Below are 16,084 nucleotides of genomic sequence, written 5' to 3'. Positions count from 1 at the left end.
AGGTGAGGATTTTTGGTTGCGTCATTAGTCATGACGGCCACGGCGCTCAAATCCCCTCATTGCCGGCGAATTGTTTTCTATGCCATGTCCACGATCGTCAGCCAGGGGCTGTAGCGGCGCACGCGGATTGGCAGCGTTTCGCTCAAGGCGATCAGCGTGCGGCCGGGGTCGTCCAAGGGAAAGACGCCAAACACGCGGAGCGCTGCCGCTTGGGGCGATACGCGAATCAGGCCGGGCTGATAGGCGCGCAGGCGTTCCACGACTTCGTCCAGCCGCGTGTCGCGCACGCTCAGGATGCCGGTACGCCAGCTGGCAAGCGCCGCGTCGCCGCGCGTCCACGCGTGTTCCCGGTCGAACGCCGCGGACCCGTTCTGGGGCAAGGCCAAGCCCTGGCCGTGTTCCGGCTGCAAGTTCAACGAATTTTCGATGGCGCACGCGACGGCATACGCGTTGAACTGATCAACGCTCAGACGCGATGCATCCGTGGTGACGTCGCCAAAACGTGTCCGCACCACGAAGGGCCGGCTGTCTGCGCGAGTCTCGGCATACAGGCCGCCTTGGCGCAACAGGATAGTGCGTTGCCTGTCGTCGAACCGGACGTCGGCGGCGGAGCGGGCATTCAGCGTCAGCAGCGTGCCGTCTTCCAGCGTGTAGGTGTGGCGTTCGCCTGTGTGCGTGGAATACGCAGACGACAGGCCAGCAAGCGGGACATAGCGATCGGTGACCAGCGCGCCGATTCCCACGCCGGAAAGCAACATGGCCAGCTTGAGGAGGCGGCGGCGGTCCAGTCCGCTGGGTTGCAACAAGGCCGCGCGGGCGGCACGCGCGGGGCCGGGAGCGTCGCTTGACGCGCCGCGTAAGCGGGACAGCGGCTGCTGCATCAGGCCGTCGACTTCCGCCCAGGCGCGGGCGTGGTCGGGATGGCTGCCGAGCCAGTGTTCAAAGCGCAGCCGGTCGCGCTCCGAGGCCTGGCCGGAAGTGAGCAGCACGATCCAGTCCACCGCGCGTTCCGTCAGCGGCTCGTTGAGCTGAGCGGTGTTGGTTTGAGCGGCATTAGTTTGAGCGGCGTTGGTGCGGGTGGCTTTCATGCCGCATCCGCTGCGCGGCGCGCGGCAAGGCAATGCAGAAAGGCGCGCTTCACGTGCCGCTCGACTGTGGCCAGTGACAGGCCCAGCGCCGCCGCAATCGCCGGGTGGGTCATGCCGTCCAGCCGGTTCAGTAGAAACGCGTGTTTGACTGGCACAGGCAGGCCATCGAGCACGGCGTCGATCTCCATGACCGCCTGCTTCAGCATGGCCAGAGTTTCAGGCGAGGCGGCCACGGGTTCCTGCTCGTGCGCGAGCGCTTCGAGGTAGCGCGCTTCGACATCTCGGGCGCGCCACAGATCAATCGTCAGGCGGCGGGCCAGCGTCAGCAGATAGGCGCGGGGTTCTGCGATGGGCGTTGGGCTGTGCGCGGTGAGGACACGGCAGAACGTATCCTGCGTCAGGTCGGCGGCATCGGCGTGGTTGTTGACGCGCCGGTTCAGCCAGCCGAACAGCCAGAGATGATGTTCCGCGTAGAGCCGGTGGACATTCTTGTACGCGGGGGAATCCATGGACGGGCGGCGTGAGTGTTAATGGGAATAACACTCATTTATAACGTGGATCGCCGCCCAAGACAATTGGCGCTACCCGTTCGCCATCAGCTTGCCCAGCGTCGCCATCCCTTGTTCCATGTCGTCGTTCCACGGATGCCCGTGGTTCAGGCGCAGGTAATTCGCGAATGCGCCTGACGACGAAAACAGCGGCCCCGGCGCAATGCTGATGCCGTGGTCGAGCGCGGCGCGGTGCAGCTTCAGGGTGTCGATGTGCGCCGGCAATTCCACCCACACGAAGTAGCCGCCCGCCGGCCGCGTGGCGCGTGTGCCTTTGGGAAAGTGGCGCGCCACGGCTTGCAGCAGCTCGCCTTGCTGTACCGCCAGCGCTTGCCGGAACTGGCGCAGGTGGCGGTCAAAGCCGCCTTTTTCCAGATACGCCGCGATGGCGGCTTGTGTGGGCGCGGCAGTCGCAAGGCTGGTGGTGAGCTTGTTGCGCATGATCTGCCGCGTGTAGCGCCCCGCCGCCACCCAGCCCACCCGGTAACCCGGCGCAAGCGTCTTCGAGAACGACGAGCAGTGCATCACGATGCCTTCCTTGTCGAACGCCTTGGCCGGGCGCGGGCGCGTGTCGCCGAAATAGAGCTCGCCGTATACGTCGTCTTCAATCAGCGCCACGCCGTGCCGCGTCAGCAGCTTGACCAACGCTTCTTTCTTGGCGTCGGGCATCAAACTGCCCAGCGGATTCTGAAACGTGGTCATCAGCCAGCAGGCGCGCGGGCGGTGTTGCAGGATGGCCTGTTCCAGCGCTTGCAGGTCGATGCCTTCGCGCGGATGGGTCGCCACTTCGATGGCGTGCAGCTGGTTGCGTTCCAACGATTGCAGCGCGGCGTAGAACGTGGGGGATTCCACGATCACGGCGTCGCCCGGTTGCGTGACGGCGGTCAGGCACAGGTTCAGCGCATCCAGCGCGCCGTTGGTGATGATGATGTCGTCCACCGGCACCGACAGGCCGTCGGCCAGATAGCGCAACGCGATGGCGCGGCGCAGGGCGGCGTCGCCGGGGCTCAAGTCGTCGATGGAGCCCCACGGGTCCAGCCGTTGCACGGTGGACGCCATGAACTTGGCCAGCCGCCCGTAGGGCAGCAGCGACGGGCTGGGAAAGGCGGAGCCAAACGGCGTCATGTCGCGCCGCAAGGTGGCGTTGAGCACTTGCAGCACGTTGTCGCTGACGTCCACCGGATGGCGGCCCGCGCTGGCGCTGGACACGGCATCCAGCTCGGGCAGCGCCGTGTGCGGCGCGCGCAGCACGTAGTAGCCGGAGCGGTCCCGCGCGCGGATCAGGCCGCGCGCTTCCAGCAGGTAATAGGCCTTGAACACCGTGGACGGGCTGACCCCGCGGCTGGTGCTGGTTTGCCGCACCGAGGGCAGGCGGTCGCCCACTTGCAGCAGGCCCGATCGGATCGATGCGGTGATGTCTTCGGTCAAGCGTTCATAGCGCTTCATGGCGGTTCCGTGTGGTGAAGACAAGGGCGCTCAGGCCGACATGCCGATGGCGCGCATGACCAGGCGCAGCGCATAGGCGGCTGCCCCCAACGCGGCGACGCTGGCCGCCCAGATCATGGCCAGCCACAGCAGGCGGCTGCGCCACGAGGGCAGCGCGGTGGGGTTGGGGGATGCGGAAGCAGACATGCGGGCCATCAGTGGAACTCCTCGCCAACGCGGACCTTGCCGCGGAACACGTAGTACGACCAGGCGGTGTACATCAGGATAATCGGAATGATCAGCAAGGCTCCCACCAATGCGAAGCCCAGGCTTTGCGTTGGCGCAGCTGCCGTCCAGATAGAGATGTCTGGCGGAATGATGGCGGGCCAGATGCTGATGCCCAGGCCGCTGTACGCCAGGAACACCAGCGCCAGCGACAACAGGAACGGGCCGGCGGACGGCATGCCGCGCACGCGGCGGATCAAATCGAAACCGGCCGCGGCCACCAGCACCGGCACCGGGATGAACCAGAACATGTTCGGCAAGCTGAACCAGCGCTGCGCGATGTGCGGCTGCGCAAGCGGCGTCCAGGCGCTAAGCACCGCGATGACGGCCAGCAGCGCCAGCGTCAACGGCTGCGCGATGCGGCACATGTGGCGATGCAGCCGGCCTTCGGTCTTCATGATCAGCCACGTGCAGCCCAGCAGCGCATAGCCCGCGACCAGCCCCAGGCCCGTGAACATCGAGAACGGGCTGATCCAATCCCAGGCCCCGCCCGCGTAGGCGCGGCCAACAACGGGAATGCCTTCGATGTACGCGCCCAAGGTCACGCCCTGGAAGAAGGTTGCGCAGACAGAGCCGAACACAAACGCGCGGTCCCACAGCGGGCGGTGGTGTTCGTCTGCCTTGAAGCGGAATTCGAACGCCACGCCGCGAAAGATCAGCCCCAGCAGCATGAAGACCAGCGGCAGGTGCAGCGCGCTCAGGATGACGGAGTACGCCAAGGGGAACGCCGCCATCAGGCCCGCGCCGCCCAGCACCAGCCAGGTCTCGTTGCCGTCCCACACAGGGGCGACGGTGTTGACCATGACGTCGCGTTCGTCGCGGTCGCGGATCAGCGGAAACAGGATGCCAATGCCCAGATCAAAGCCATCCATGATCACGTACATCATCACGCCGAACAGGATGATGACGGCCCATATCAATGCAAGGTCGATGCCCATGGCGTCAGACTCCGGTATGCGTGCGGGGCGCCGGCTCGATGCCGGCCAGGGTGGACGCCGCGGACAGCGGACGCGACGGCTGGCGCGGCTCGCCGGGGCCGCCGGACAAGGGCGCATGCCCCGGCGCGGGAGCCGGCCCCATGCGGATCAGGCGCAGCATGTACGACACGCCGGCGCCAAACACCAGCAGGTACACCACCACGAAGAGCGCGAGCGTCAGCGTCAGTTCACCCACGCCATGCGGCGTGGCGGCGTCGGCGGTGCGCATCACGCCGTAGACGATCCAGGGTTGGCGGCCAATCTCCGTCACGTACCAGCCGGCCAGCATCGCGATGACGCCCGACGGCCCCATCCACAGCGCAAAGCGTTGCAGCGCGCGCGAGTCATACAGCCGCCCGCGCCACCGCGCCCACAGCGCCCAACCCGCCAGCAGAATCATCAGCATGCCCAGCCCCGCCATGATGCGGAACGACCAGAACACGACGGCCGCGTTGGGGCGGTCTTCGGGCGGATACGACTTCAGCCCGGGGAACTGCCCATCCCAGCTGTGCGTCAGGATCAGGCTGCCCAAGCGCGGCACGTTCAGCGAAAAGCGCGTTGCTTCGCGTTCCATGTCGGGGATGCCAAAGAGCGTCAGCGGCACCCCCGCACCCGGCTCGTTTTCCCAATGGCCTTCGATGGCGGCAATCTTCGCGGGCTGGTGCTTCAGCGTGTTCAAACCGTGGAAATCGCCCACTACCGCTTGCAGCGGCGCCACCAGCAGCAGCATGCCCATGGCCATCGCAAACATCTTCTTCACGGCGGGGCTGCGGTCACCGCGCAGCAGATGCCACGCGCCGGACGCGCCCACCAGCAGCGCGGTGGCCAGAAAAGCAGCGATGCCCATGTGCGCCAGCCGGTACGGGAACGACGGGTTGAAGATCACGGCCAGCCAGTCGGTGGGCACGACGCGGCCGTCCAGGATTTCGTAGCCGGCTGGCGTCTGCATCCAGCTGTTGGACGCCAGAATCCAGGTGGCTGAAACCAGCGTGCCCAGCGCCACCATGATGGTGGAAAAGAAGTGCAGGCCCGGCCCCACGCGCGACCAGCCAAACAGCATCACGCCCAGAAAGCCGGCTTCCAGAAAGAAGGCGGTCAGCACTTCATAGGCCAATAACGGCCCGGTCACGCTGCCGGCGAAATCGGAAAAGAAGCTCCAGTTGGTGCCGAACTGGTACGCCATCACCAGGCCGGACACGACGCCCATGCCGAAGTTGACGGCGAAGATCTTCGTCCAGAAGTGATAGAGGTCGCGATATACGGTTTTGCGCGTGCGCAGCCACAGGCCTTCCAGCACGGCCAGATAGCTGGCCAGCCCAATGGTGATCGCGGGAAAAATGATGTGAAAAGAAATGGTGAAACCGAATTGAATTCGGGCAAGCAATAGCGCGTCGCCATGCATAACGGTCTTCCTGATGAACAAGTGTCCTACCCCTGCGACAGTAGTTCCGGCGCGCGATGTAGTACAGATTCAGAAAGCCGTTAAAAAAGCGGATCAGTTGATGGGGAACGACCCTGAATTCCTGGCAGTGACAGGGCAGGACGCTGTGCTATCTGATTTTGGCCCGCGCCGCATTTGATCTGAAAAAACAGCACAGATAGGCGCAGACAGAGGAAAAGGGGCCATAAGCGGGGATACGCCTGCGCCCGGTTCCCGAGGACGGGCCATTCGGCTACGATGGGAGCCCGCCGTTGGAACCTCCGACGTTTGCCGCAGGCCGCTGTCCTTCGCCGCAGAGATACCCCGATAGTCATGAGCATTACCAAAACGAAGGGCACGTCCAGTAAAGCCCAGGCCTTGCCGCACCGCATCCGCGACCAGTTGCGCTACGAAATCCTGACGGGCGCCTTGCCCGCTGGCACGCCGCTCAAGCAAGACGCCTTGGCCACGCGCTTTCAGGCCAGCCGCATTCCTGTGCGCGAAGCGCTGCGCCAGTTGGAAACGGAAGGCTTGGTGGCGTATCACCTGAACCGGGGCGCGGTGGTCATCCGCATGGACGTGGACCAGATCTGCGAGCTGCTCGACATCCGCATCGCGCTTGAAGGTTACGCGGTGCGCGCAGCCGTGCCGAACATGGCGCGGGCCGATCTCGACGCGCTGGAAGCCATTCTGAAAGCCTACGACGAGGCCGATTCGGTATCGCAATGGGCCGAGCTGAACCGCCGTTTTCACCTGGCCTTGTGCGCGCCCGCGAACAACACGCGCTTGCGCCGGCTGATCGAGGAATACGGCCTGAACACCGACCGCTACACGCACGAGATGATGTCGCAGGCGACCGGCAAGGAAGGCCCGCAATCGGACCACTACCGCATCCTGGAAGCCTGTAGACAACAGGACGGCGCGTTGGCTGCGCGCTTGGTGGAAGAACACATCCTTGAAACGAAGAAGAATCTGGTCGCCATGCACCGCATGCGCCAAGACGGCTGAAGGCCTGCCGGGCCGATACGCCCGGCAGGCAAGCACACATCGCCGGCAGGCAAGCACACATCGCCAGCAGGCAAGCGCCTACGCCGCGCGGGCGCCCAGATACAGCTCGCGCACCTGCTCGTCATGCATCAGCGCGTGCGCGTCACCCGTGATGGCGACCGTGCCCATCGACAGCACATACGCACGATCCGAAATCCGCAGCGCTTCCATGGCGTTTTGCTCCACCATCAGAATCGTCACGTTTTCCTTGGCGCGGATGCGTTGAATGGCTTCGAACACTTCGCCCAGCGTCTTGGGCGACAGCCCGGCCGAAGGTTCATCCAGCAGCAACAAGCCGGGCGATGGCATCAGCGCGTGCGCCAGCGCCAGAATCTGACGTTCACCGCCGGACAAGGACGCTGCCGGCGCATTCAGTTTGCGTTGCAGCACGGGGTAGTGCTGGCACAAGGTGCGCACGCGCGCGTCGCACTGCGCCTTGTCCATCGCATTGCCGCCGAGGCGGCACGCGTCACAACAATATGGGGTTAACCCGTTACTTGCTGTTTCAAACGTCGTTTTGATGGGGCGGGTTGCACCTTTCCTGCCGAGTTGCACCTTTTTGCCGCCGCTGAAACAGCCGCGCCTGCCGACGGGTTCGTGGGCAGGCGCGGTGGGCAAGATCTTGCAGGGGGCAAGGGCCCCGGGGAGTAGAGATCAGTACATATGCTGGCCGCCGTTCATGGCCACATTGCTGCCGGTCATGAAGCCGGCGGCGTCGCTGCAAATGAAAGCGACCAGCGCCGCAACTTCCTCGGGCTGGCCCAGCCGGCCCACGGGAATCTGCGGCAGAATCTTTTCCTTCAATACCTCCTCGGGTACCGCCTGCACCATGCGCGTGTCCAGATAACCGGGCGACACGGTGTTGACGGTGACGCCTCTGCTGGCCAGCTCCAGCGCCAGCGACTTCGTGAAGCCGTGTATGCCGGCTTTCGATGCGGCGTAGTTGGTTTGCCCGAACGCGCCCTTGCTGCCATTCACGGACGAGATGTTCACGATGCGGCCCCAGCCGCGGTCGGCCATGCCGCCGCACAACGGCTGCGTCATGTTGAACATCGAATCCAGATTGCTGTGCATGACTTCGGTCCAGTTTTCGAAGCTCATTTTGCGCAGCCGGACATCGCGCGTGATGCCCGCGTTGTTGATCAGGATATCGATCTGGCGGCCGTCGCGTTCCAGGCGGCCCATCAATGCCTGGCATGACGCGTAGTCGCCCACATCCACCTGATAGATGGCGAAGCGGCGCCCCTTGGCCGCTTCTTGTTCCACCCACGCGCGGGTATTGGCCTCGCTGGCGTGGTAGGTCACGATCACGTCGTGGCCGGCATCGTGCAGCGCCTGCGCAATGGCCCGCCCCAAGCCAACGCCGCCGGTCACGAGCGCCGTGCGCTTAGCCGTCATGATGGCCTCCCGGCTGGCTGGCGTCGCGCATGGCCGAGCATGCCGCGGCCATCTGGTTGGACATCGTCGACCACATCTGTGTCAGTGGCGACGCGCCAACGGCCATGCCGGCGCCCGTCGCAGTTTTGAACCAGCTGCTCATGGCTTCGCCGAAGCCGGCCGCCAATGCGGCTTGTTCCTCAAGCGCGGCGTGCGTGATCGCCTGGCTGGCTTCCAGCTGGCTTTGCCATCGCTTGCGCGTCACTTCGCCCAGCGCGGGCGCAATCTGTTGCCAGTCACCGCCATGAGCCAGCGGGCCCAGCGTTGACAGGTATTGCGTGGTGTGGTCGTCGGCCAGGCGTCGGCCCAGTTCCATCCAGCGTTGCTGGCTCTCTTGCGCAAGTTTGGCCAGCCGTTGGCAATAGGCGGCGTTGGCGCCGGCGATGCCTTGGGGGGCGGGGGCAGTAGTCTTATTCATCATCCGTCCTTTTAAGAAGTGGTAAGGGGAAACGAATCAGTCCCTCAAGCCATCTGGCTCAGGGTCTTGCGAAAACGCGCCAGAGAGAACGCGAATAGAACGGCGCCAATCAGCGTCAGCGCCAGGAAGGGTTGCCATACGACGCTGAATCCCGCGCCGCGATAGAGAATGGCCTGGCCCAGTTCCACGAAGTGGGTCGTGGGTGCGGCCAACATGATGTTCTGCACGAAGTCCGGCATGCTCTCGCGCGGGGTGGTGCCGCCCGACAGCATTTGCAGTGGCAGCAGCACCAGCACGAGCAGCATTCCAAACTGCGGCATGCTGCGTGCAAGCGTGGCCATGAAGATGCCCATGGACGTGGTCGCGAACAAGTGCAACGCGGCGCCCACCAGGAACAGCGCCACCGACCCTTCGATCGGCACCTGCAACAAGCCACGCACGACGAACGTCAACGATAGCCCAGCCGACACCAAAACCACCAGCCCCATGGACCACACCTTCGCCACCATGATTTCTGTGGGCGTCACTGGCATGACCAAAAGGTGTTCGATGGTGCCGTGTTCCCGCTCGCGGATCAGCGCGGCGCCGGTCAATATGATGGACAACATCGTGACGTTGTTGATGATCTCCATCATCGCGCCAAACCAGGCCTGCGTCAGGTTGGGGTTAAACCGCATACGCACGGCCAGCTCTACGGGCAGCGTCGTGGGCGCGCGGTAGCGATTGACGAATTCATTGATCTCGTCGGTGACGATCTGCTGGATATAGCTGCTGCCGGTGAACGCCTGGCTCATGCGGGTGGCGTCCACGTTCAGCTGGATTTCGGCGGGCCGGCCAGCCAACACGTCGCGTTGGAAGTTGGGTGGAATGTTGACCGAAAACGTATAGCGGCCCGCGTCCATGCCGGCGTCCGCCTGCGCCGACGTGATGGTTTCCGGCGGTGTGAAATGCGGCGGATAAAACGCCGACGTGATGCGCGCCGATAAAGGCGAAGCATCTTCGTCCACCACCGCGATGGGGGCGTTGTGCAGCGTTTCCGGTACGGCGGTGGCCGCGGTGTAGATCATCAGCGTGAACGACACGCCGATCAGGATCAGCATCATCGGGTCGCGCGCCAGGCTCCATAGTTCTTTGACGCCCAGGCGGTAGATGTTGGCTAGATGTCGCATTCAGGTCTCCTGCTTTTTCAGCAGCAGCACCGACGCGCCCAGAATGATCGGTATTGCGGCCAGCAGCGGCCAGAACGAGGCCTGCAGATCCGTAAACCCCAGCGCCTTGCTGAACACGCCACGGCTGATCGTCAGCATGTGTGTGGCGGGATAGATCTGCCCGATCAGCCGCCCCATGCCTTCCAGTGACGACACCGGGTTCAACAGCCCCGCGAATTGCACCGCGGGCACCAGCGTGCCGATCATCGTGAAGAACAGCGCCGCGATCTGGCTGCGTGTGAAGGTGGACGCCAGCAGGCCGATGGCGGTGGCCACCACGTTATAGATCAGCGCGGCCGCCAGCAGCGTCATAAAGCTTCCGGTGATGGGCACGCCGAATAGCGTCACGGCCAGCAAGGTCATCAACAGAAAATTCAACATGGCCAGCGCAACATACGGCGCCTGTTTGCCCAGCAGGAATTCCAGCCGCGTTACCGGCGTGACGTACAGGTTGATGATGGACCCGAGTTCCTTTTCGCGCACGACGGCAAGTGCGGTCAGCATGGCGGGCATCATCAGCAGCAACAGCGGAATCACGGCCGGCACCATGGCGGGCAGGCTGCGCACGTCGGGGTTATAGCGAAAGCGCGTTTCGATGCTGACGGCTTGTTGCGCGCTGGCGCCCAGCCGTTCGCGCGCCTGCTGCATCAGCCAGCCTTGATGCATGCCCTGCACATAGCCGCGTATGGTTTCCGCGCGCTGCGGCATGGCGCCGTCGATCCACACGCCGATCTGTACGGCTTTGCCGCGCTGCACGTCGCGCGCAAAGCCCTGCGGAATCTCGATCGCCAGCGATAGCTCGCCGCTGCGCATGCGCGCGTCCATCTCGTTGTAGTCCGAGATAGGCGGCTGTTCGATGAAGTACCGAGAGCCGGAAAGATTCAGGCTGTAGTTGTGGCTAAGGCTCGTCTGGTCGCGGTCCATGACGGCGTAGCGCAGGTCTTCCACATCCAGGCTGATGCCGTAACCCATCACGAACATCAGCAGCAGCGACCCCGCCAGCGCCAAGGTGGCGCGCACCGGGTCGCGGCGCAGTTCCAGCGTTTCGCGCCACATGTAGCTGAGTGCGCGTTGCAGGCTGAAACCGTGGCGGGGAGCGGGCGGCGGTTCTGGCTGCGGGGCGGGGGCGGCGTCTTCTGGTGCGGCGCTTGCCGCCGTGCCGGCCCCCGCATCGATCAGATACGCAATGAACGCTTCTTCCAGCGTCTTCGCGCCGCGCATGCGCGTGATCTCGGCAGGCGATGCGCTGACCAGCACCTTGCCCGCATGCATCAACGACATCCGGTCGCAGCGCTGCGCTTCGTTCATGAAGTGCGTCGAGATGAAAATCGTGACCTTGTCTTGTCGGGCCAGCGCAATCAGCAAGCGCCAGAACGCATCGCGCGCAACGGGGTCCACGCCAGAGGTCGGCTCGTCCAGGATCAGCAGCTCGGGTTTATGCACCATGGCCACCGCCAGCGATAAGCGCTGGCGCACGCCCATGGGCAGGCTTTCCGGCAAGGTGTCCAGCACGTCGCCCAATTCGAATCGCGCGACCATATCGTCCACGCGCGCCGGGATATCGGCTTCGGGCACGTGGAACAGCCGGGCATGCAGCACCAGGTTCTGGCGCACGGTCAGCTCGCCATACAGCGAAAACGCTTGCGACATATAACCCACACGGCGGCGGGTATCAATGTTGCGCGGATCGACCTCCTGGCCGAACAGCCAGGCCTGGCCTTCGCTGGCGGGCAGCAGGCCCGTCAGCATTTTCATGGTGGTGGATTTGCCGCAGCCGTTCGATCCCAGAAAGCCGAAGATCTCGCCACGGCGGATGCGGAAGTTCACGTGGTCTACCGCCACGAAGTCGCCAAAGCGCATGGTCAGATCGCGCGCCTCGATGGCGATTTCGGCGTTGTCGTCCAACGCCAGCGGCACGATTTCCACCGGCTTGTGGCCCCGGCGTTTCGCTTCGGGCAGCAGTGCGATGAAGGCCGCTTCCAGAGAATCCGCGCCGGTGCGCTGCGTAAGGTCAGCGGGCGTGCCGGTGGCCAGCACGCGGCCGTCGTCCATGGCGATGAGCCAATCAAAGCGCTGCGCTTCGTCCATATAGGCGGTGGCGACAATCACGCTCATGCCCGGACGTTCGTGGCGGATCTCGTTGATCAAGTCCCAGAATTGCGCGCGCGCCAGCGGGTCGACGCCGGTGGTCGGTTCATCCAGGATCAGCAGGTCAGGGTCGTGGATCAGCGCGCAGCACAGGCCCAGCTTCTGCTTCATGCCACCCGATAACTTGCCGGCGGGGCGCGACAGAAAGGCAGACATGCCGGTGCTGCGCGTCAGGCTGTCGATGCGGCGGCGGCGCTCGGCCTCGTCGTGGCCGAATAGGCGGCCGAAAAATTGCAGGTTCTCTTCCACCGACAGCGTGGGGTACAGATTCTTGCCCAGGCCTTGCGGCATGTAGGCGATGCGCGGGCAGACGTCGTCGCGGTGCCGGGGGTTGGCCATGTCACCGCCCAAGGCTTCGACGCGGCCTTCCTGCACCGCGCGTGCGCCCGCCACCAACGCCAGCAAGCTGGACTTGCCCACACCGTCGGGGCCGATCAGGCCCACCATGCGGCCGGGTGGAATATCCAGCGTGATGCCGTCCAGCGCCACGGTGCTGCCGTAGCGCAGGCGCACATCGGATAGCCGAACGACAGGGGCGGCGGCAGGGGCATCCATCAGGGCACCCGGACTTCAAGATTGGCGGGCCAGGCGGCGTCGGCATCCAGCTTCAGCCACGCGACGCCCGGCAGGCCCGTCTTCACCTGCGTCAAATGTTGTTGCAACAGCGCGGGGCTGATCTGCGCCTTGACGCGGAACATCAGCTTTTGCCGTTCGCTGGCGGTTTCCACGGTCTTGGGCGTGAACTGCGCCGTGCTGGCCACGAACGACACCTTGGCCGGAATCACATATTGCGGCGCGGCGTCCAGAATGATGCGCACGTCTTGGCCCAGCGCCACGCGGCCGGCGGCTTGCTCGGGCAGGAAGAACGTCATGTAGACATCGGACAGGTCGACCATGTTCAGCACTTTGCCGCCAGCCCCCAGGACTTCCCCGGGTTGAGCAACGCGGTACTGCACGCGGCCGTCGCGCGGGGCGCGCAGCTCGCTGTCGGTGATGTCGGCGTCGATGCGGGCGATGGTGGCTTGCGCAGCGGCGATGGCCGATTGCGCGCCCACCTGCGCGGCGCGCGCGGCGTCGATCGCGGCCGCAGCTGCCCGCACTTGGGCGCGGGCGGCTTGGGCGGCGGCCTGCGCGCTGCGCACGCGGGCGCGGTCATCGTCCAGCTCCTGGATAGACGACGCGCCTTCCTTGGACAGCGTTTCCGAGCGCGCCAGACGGCGGCGCGCGGCGTCGGCTTCGCTGTCGCGTTGCACAACGACGGCTTCGGCGGCCAGCTTGTCACTTTCACGCTGCGCGACTTGCGCTGCGGCGCTGGCCGCGCTGTTGATCGCTTGCTGATGCTGGGCGCGCGCTTCTTCGCGCTGTGCATTCAGCGTGTCGATCTGCATGCGCGCAAGCGGTTGGCCGGCTTTGACGAAGTCGCCTTCGATCACCAGCACATCGCTCACGCGGCCGGCCAATTTGGTGGCGACGTCGATTTCGGTGGCTTCGATGCGGCCGTTACCGCTGATGAAGCCTTCTCCCGGCCCGGTGTCGGCCAGCAGCCGCCAGCCGGCGTACCCCGCGGCCGCGACCGCCAGAACTATCAACACGGGAATCAGCTTTCGGGTGGGCAGAGGCATGACGGGTTCCTGGATTATTCGGTGGAAGGGGCGGCGGCGGTGAATCCCGCGGCGTGGGTGCCGCCGCCCAGCGCGGCGTATAGGCCGACCCGGCTGGACAACAGCGCGCGGCGCCGCTGCACCAGCGTCTGCTGCGCGGCGAGCAGGTCGCGCTGCGCGTCCAGCACTTCCAGATACGGTGACGCGCCGTGCTCATAGCGCAGCTGCGCCAGCCGCGCGCGTTCGCTTTGCGCGGCGACGGTGGCGCGCAGCACCTCCACTTGTTCGGCCAGCCAGTGGCGCGCCGTCAAGGCGTCGGACACGTCGCGAAACGCGCTCTGGATGCTCTTCTCGTAGGTGGCGATGGCTTGGTCGCGCCGCACCTCGGTCAGATCCAGTGTGGACTGGCGGCGGCCGGCGTCGAAGATCGGCAGGCTGATGCTGGGCGCGAAGTTCCAGGCGCGGCTACCACCCGAAAACAAGCCATCCAGCTCGGCGCTGGCGGTGCCGAATGCGCCGGTCAGCGTGATGCTGGGCAAGAAGGCGGCGCGCGCGGCGCCGATGTTGGCGTTGGCGGCTTGCAATTGATGCTCGGCCGCGACGATGTCGGGGCGGCTGACCAGCAGGTCCGACGGCAGCCCGGCGGGCAGGTCGCGCATGACGGCGTTGTCGTCCAGCTGCGTGATGTGCGCGGGTAGATTCAACGGTGCGCCCACCAGCAATTCCAGCGCGTGCGCCTGCGCGGCGCGGGTCTGTTCCAGGTCGGCGCCCAATACGCGCGCTTGCTGCCACAAGGTCTCGACTTGGGTCAGGTCAAGTTTTGATATCGCGCCCACTTCAAAACGGCGGCGGAAGATGCGCAGCGACTCCGCGCGCGAGGCGATGGTTTCGCGCGTGAGCGCGAGCCGTTCATCCAGTTCGCGCAGCGTCAGGTAGCTGTCGGCCACTTGCGTGATGAGGCTGAGCGTGGCGGCTTGCGCCGCGGCGTCGGACGCCAGGTAGTTCTGCAATGCGGCGTCTTTCAGGCTGCGCACGCGGCCCCAGAAATCCAGCTCCCAGGTGGCCATGCCCACGCCGGCTTGATACTGGCTGCTGATCTGCGGTTGGCCGGTCAGGTTCAGGTCCCCCGGCACGCGGCTGCGCGTGCCCTCGGCCTGCACGCCGATGGTGGGGAATTGATCTGCGCGTTGAATGCCGTACAGCGCGCGGGCTTCTTCAACACGCAGCAAGGCGGTGCGCAGGTCGCGGTTGTTCGCCAGTGCGCTGTCGATCAGGCCGTGCAGGACGGGGTCGGAAAAATAGGTCTGCCAGGCGATGTGGGCGGCGGCTTCGGCGTTGGCATCTGGTGTGGAATGCGGTACGGCGTGGGAAGCCGCATTAGGGGTGGCTTGGGACGCCGCATCCTGCGTGGCTTGCGGTGCAGCGTCGGGCGCCGTGGCCGGTGTGTAAGCGGCGGGCACGGGCAGAGCAGGGCGGGTGTAGGTTGGCGCCATGGACACGCAGCCCGCCAGCAGCACGCACAAGGCGGCGGGGGCGGCGCGCAGGGCGCTCAGGGTCTTGGCCGGATACGGACGGCGAGTCATGCAAGGGTCTCCAGCGCGAGGGCGCCGGGTGCGTCCGGGGCGGCGCGGCTTGTGGCCAGGCTTTCGGACGGACCCGATGCCAGGGTCATGCATTCATTGTGCCCAGGGTGCGCGCAGCGTTCCTTGATGCGGATCAAGTTAACGACTGACCGGTCGGTTTTTAATGTCCGGGACTTGCAGGGGAATTCGCTATGAGCGTGCAACGCCGTCGTCTGCCTCCTGCCGTGCGCGTCGGGCAGATCCTTGACGCGGCATTGCAGGAATTTTCACGAGCGGGCTATGCCGGCGCCAGGATGGAAGACATCGCCGTGCGCGCCGGCCTGTCCAAAGGGGGGCTGTACGCGCATTTCGCCAGTAAGGAAGACGTCTTCGAAGCGCTGCTCACGCGCCATCTGAATCCGGCCCGGCTGGACGTGGACGCGGTGGTGGATGGGGCGTCGTCCCCGCGCCATCTGGCCGAGCGCATCGTGAACCACCTGTACGCGTCTTTGGGCGACCCCGCCATGGCCGGCACGATGCGCCTGCTGCTGGCGGAAAGCGGGCGAGTGCCGCACCTGGCCTCTCGTTGGCGGCGTGAAACCGCTGATGCGTATCAGTCTGATATTGCGCAGGTGCTGGCGCGGGCGCGCAAGCGTGGCCTGTGCGGCAGGTGCCTGGCGCTGGAACATCCCTGGCTGCTGCTGTCGCCCATCGTGCATACGCTGGTCATGTCGGCGCTGATGGGTCCCGAAGAACAGATCAACCTGCCGGCCCGCAGACGGGCGCATATTGCGTTGATCCAGCGCTTGCTGGAATCCGCGGCTTGAATCTGCGGCATGAACCCGCGACGTGAACCCGCGACACGGCAGGCAGGGCGCTGTGTAATCGCTTCTTGACGCTGCGCCGCGCTTGGTGTCCTA

Annotated in this window: 15 protein-coding genes; 2 read left to right on the top strand and 13 right to left on the bottom strand. The window is 65.3% G+C overall.

What is annotated here, in order from left to right:
• Positions 1-77: 77 nt before the first annotated feature.
• From HV765_RS22080 to HV765_RS22055, 6 genes are all read right to left on the bottom strand, one after another.
• Positions 78-1,088 (bottom strand): DUF4880 domain-containing protein, encoded by a 1,011-nt coding sequence (locus HV765_RS22080; RefSeq protein ID WP_175170953.1) that lies wholly within the window; start codon positions 1,086-1,088, stop codon positions 78-80.
• The gene (locus tag HV765_RS22075) at positions 1,085-1,597 is read right to left on the bottom strand and encodes a sigma-70 family RNA polymerase sigma factor (RefSeq protein ID WP_175170952.1); all 513 of its coding nucleotides are present in this window, start codon (positions 1,595-1,597) and stop codon (positions 1,085-1,087) included. The genes HV765_RS22080 and HV765_RS22075 overlap by 4 nt, the downstream gene beginning before the upstream one ends.
• Before the next feature lie 72 nt (positions 1,598-1,669).
• Positions 1,670-3,082 (bottom strand): aminotransferase-like domain-containing protein, encoded by a 1,413-nt coding sequence (locus HV765_RS22070; RefSeq protein WP_054423224.1) that lies wholly within the window; start codon positions 3,080-3,082, stop codon positions 1,670-1,672.
• Positions 3,083-3,112: 30 nt separating this feature from the next.
• On the bottom strand, positions 3,113-3,268 hold the full coding sequence (locus tag HV765_RS22065) for a DUF2474 family protein (RefSeq protein ID WP_082387086.1): 156 nt from the start codon (positions 3,266-3,268) through the stop codon (positions 3,113-3,115).
• An 8-nt stretch (positions 3,269-3,276) separates the two neighbouring features.
• Entirely contained in the window at positions 3,277-4,284 is a 1,008-nt protein-coding gene (cydB, locus tag HV765_RS22060) for a cytochrome d ubiquinol oxidase subunit II (protein ID WP_175170951.1), read from the bottom strand.
• 4 nt (positions 4,285-4,288) lie between these two features.
• A complete protein-coding gene (locus tag HV765_RS22055) occupies positions 4,289-5,725 on the bottom strand; it encodes a cytochrome ubiquinol oxidase subunit I (protein ID WP_175171038.1) in 1,437 nt (478 codons plus the stop codon).
• Between the two features lie 351 nt (positions 5,726-6,076).
• Here HV765_RS22055 and HV765_RS22050 point away from each other — a divergent pair, with 351 nt between their 5' ends.
• The gene (locus HV765_RS22050) at positions 6,077-6,751 is read left to right on the top strand and encodes a GntR family transcriptional regulator (protein ID WP_054423221.1); all 675 of its coding nucleotides are present in this window, start codon (positions 6,077-6,079) and stop codon (positions 6,749-6,751) included.
• A gap of 78 nt (positions 6,752-6,829) precedes the next feature.
• Here the strand turns inward: HV765_RS22050 and HV765_RS22045 are convergent, their stop codons facing one another.
• From HV765_RS22045 to HV765_RS22015, 7 genes are all read right to left on the bottom strand, one after another.
• Positions 6,830-7,234 (bottom strand): ATP-binding cassette domain-containing protein, encoded by a 405-nt coding sequence (locus HV765_RS22045; protein ID WP_175170950.1) that lies wholly within the window; start codon positions 7,232-7,234, stop codon positions 6,830-6,832.
• A 210-nt stretch (positions 7,235-7,444) separates the two neighbouring features.
• A complete protein-coding gene (gene phbB, locus HV765_RS22040; RefSeq protein ID WP_054423220.1) occupies positions 7,445-8,188 on the bottom strand; it encodes an acetoacetyl-CoA reductase in 744 nt (247 codons plus the stop codon).
• Positions 8,178-8,645, bottom strand: coding sequence for a hypothetical protein (locus HV765_RS22035; RefSeq protein WP_338060059.1), 468 nt, complete (start codon positions 8,643-8,645; stop codon positions 8,178-8,180). The genes phbB and HV765_RS22035 overlap by 11 nt, the downstream gene beginning before the upstream one ends.
• A 44-nt stretch (positions 8,646-8,689) precedes the next feature.
• Entirely contained in the window at positions 8,690-9,814 is a 1,125-nt protein-coding gene (locus tag HV765_RS22030) for an ABC transporter permease (protein ID WP_054423218.1), read from the bottom strand.
• On the bottom strand, positions 9,815-12,556 hold the full coding sequence (gene rbbA, locus HV765_RS22025; protein ID WP_175170949.1) for a ribosome-associated ATPase/putative transporter RbbA: 2,742 nt from the start codon (positions 12,554-12,556) through the stop codon (positions 9,815-9,817).
• Complete coding sequence (locus HV765_RS22020) at positions 12,556-13,623, bottom strand: HlyD family secretion protein (protein WP_175170948.1); 1,068 nt, start codon at positions 13,621-13,623, stop codon at positions 12,556-12,558. Before HV765_RS22020 ends, rbbA begins: the two co-directional genes overlap by 1 nt.
• A 14-nt stretch (positions 13,624-13,637) precedes the next feature.
• Complete coding sequence (locus HV765_RS22015; protein WP_175170947.1) at positions 13,638-15,185, bottom strand: efflux transporter outer membrane subunit; 1,548 nt, start codon at positions 15,183-15,185, stop codon at positions 13,638-13,640.
• A 191-nt stretch (positions 15,186-15,376) separates the two neighbouring features.
• On the opposite strand from HV765_RS22015, the gene HV765_RS22010 reads away from it, so the two are divergent.
• Positions 15,377-15,991 (top strand): TetR/AcrR family transcriptional regulator, encoded by a 615-nt coding sequence (locus HV765_RS22010; RefSeq protein WP_175170946.1) that lies wholly within the window; start codon positions 15,377-15,379, stop codon positions 15,989-15,991.
• The last annotated feature ends 93 nt before the right edge of the window (positions 15,992-16,084 follow it).

This window comes from Achromobacter kerstersii (genome assembly GCF_902859595.1).
Taxonomy (GTDB): domain Bacteria; phylum Pseudomonadota; class Gammaproteobacteria; order Burkholderiales; family Burkholderiaceae_B; genus Achromobacter; species Achromobacter kerstersii.
Note: the sequence above shows the minus strand (reverse complement) of the source record. Positions and strands in the feature narration are given on the sequence as shown.

Excerpts from the sequence above, each read along its gene's own strand:
- HV765_RS22080 (WP_175170953.1), bottom strand. The coding sequence starts at position 1,088 with ATGAAAGCCACCCGCACCAACGCCGCTCAAACTAATGCCGCTCAAACC.
- HV765_RS22075 (WP_175170952.1), bottom strand. The coding sequence starts at position 1,597 with ATGGATTCCCCCGCGTACAAGAATGTCCACCGGCTCTACGCGGAACAT.
- HV765_RS22070 (WP_054423224.1), bottom strand. The coding sequence starts at position 3,082 with ATGAAGCGCTATGAACGCTTGACCGAAGACATCACCGCATCGATCCGA.
- HV765_RS22065 (WP_082387086.1), bottom strand. The coding sequence starts at position 3,268 with ATGTCTGCTTCCGCATCCCCCAACCCCACCGCGCTGCCCTCGTGGCGC.
- cydB (WP_175170951.1), bottom strand. The coding sequence starts at position 4,284 with ATGGGCATCGACCTTGCATTGATATGGGCCGTCATCATCCTGTTCGGC.
- HV765_RS22055 (WP_175171038.1), bottom strand. The coding sequence starts at position 5,725 with ATGCATGGCGACGCGCTATTGCTTGCCCGAATTCAATTCGGTTTCACC.
- HV765_RS22050 (WP_054423221.1), top strand. The coding sequence starts at position 6,077 with ATGAGCATTACCAAAACGAAGGGCACGTCCAGTAAAGCCCAGGCCTTG.
- HV765_RS22045 (WP_175170950.1), bottom strand. The coding sequence starts at position 7,234 with ATGGACAAGGCGCAGTGCGACGCGCGCGTGCGCACCTTGTGCCAGCAC.
- phbB (WP_054423220.1), bottom strand. The coding sequence starts at position 8,188 with ATGACGGCTAAGCGCACGGCGCTCGTGACCGGCGGCGTTGGCTTGGGG.
- HV765_RS22035 (WP_338060059.1), bottom strand. The coding sequence starts at position 8,645 with ATGAATAAGACTACTGCCCCCGCCCCCCAAGGCATCGCCGGCGCCAAC.
- HV765_RS22030 (WP_054423218.1), bottom strand. The coding sequence starts at position 9,814 with ATGCGACATCTAGCCAACATCTACCGCCTGGGCGTCAAAGAACTATGG.
- rbbA (WP_175170949.1), bottom strand. The coding sequence starts at position 12,556 with ATGGATGCCCCTGCCGCCGCCCCTGTCGTTCGGCTATCCGATGTGCGC.
- HV765_RS22020 (WP_175170948.1), bottom strand. The coding sequence starts at position 13,623 with ATGCCTCTGCCCACCCGAAAGCTGATTCCCGTGTTGATAGTTCTGGCG.
- HV765_RS22015 (WP_175170947.1), bottom strand. The coding sequence starts at position 15,185 with ATGACTCGCCGTCCGTATCCGGCCAAGACCCTGAGCGCCCTGCGCGCC.
- HV765_RS22010 (WP_175170946.1), top strand. The coding sequence starts at position 15,377 with ATGAGCGTGCAACGCCGTCGTCTGCCTCCTGCCGTGCGCGTCGGGCAG.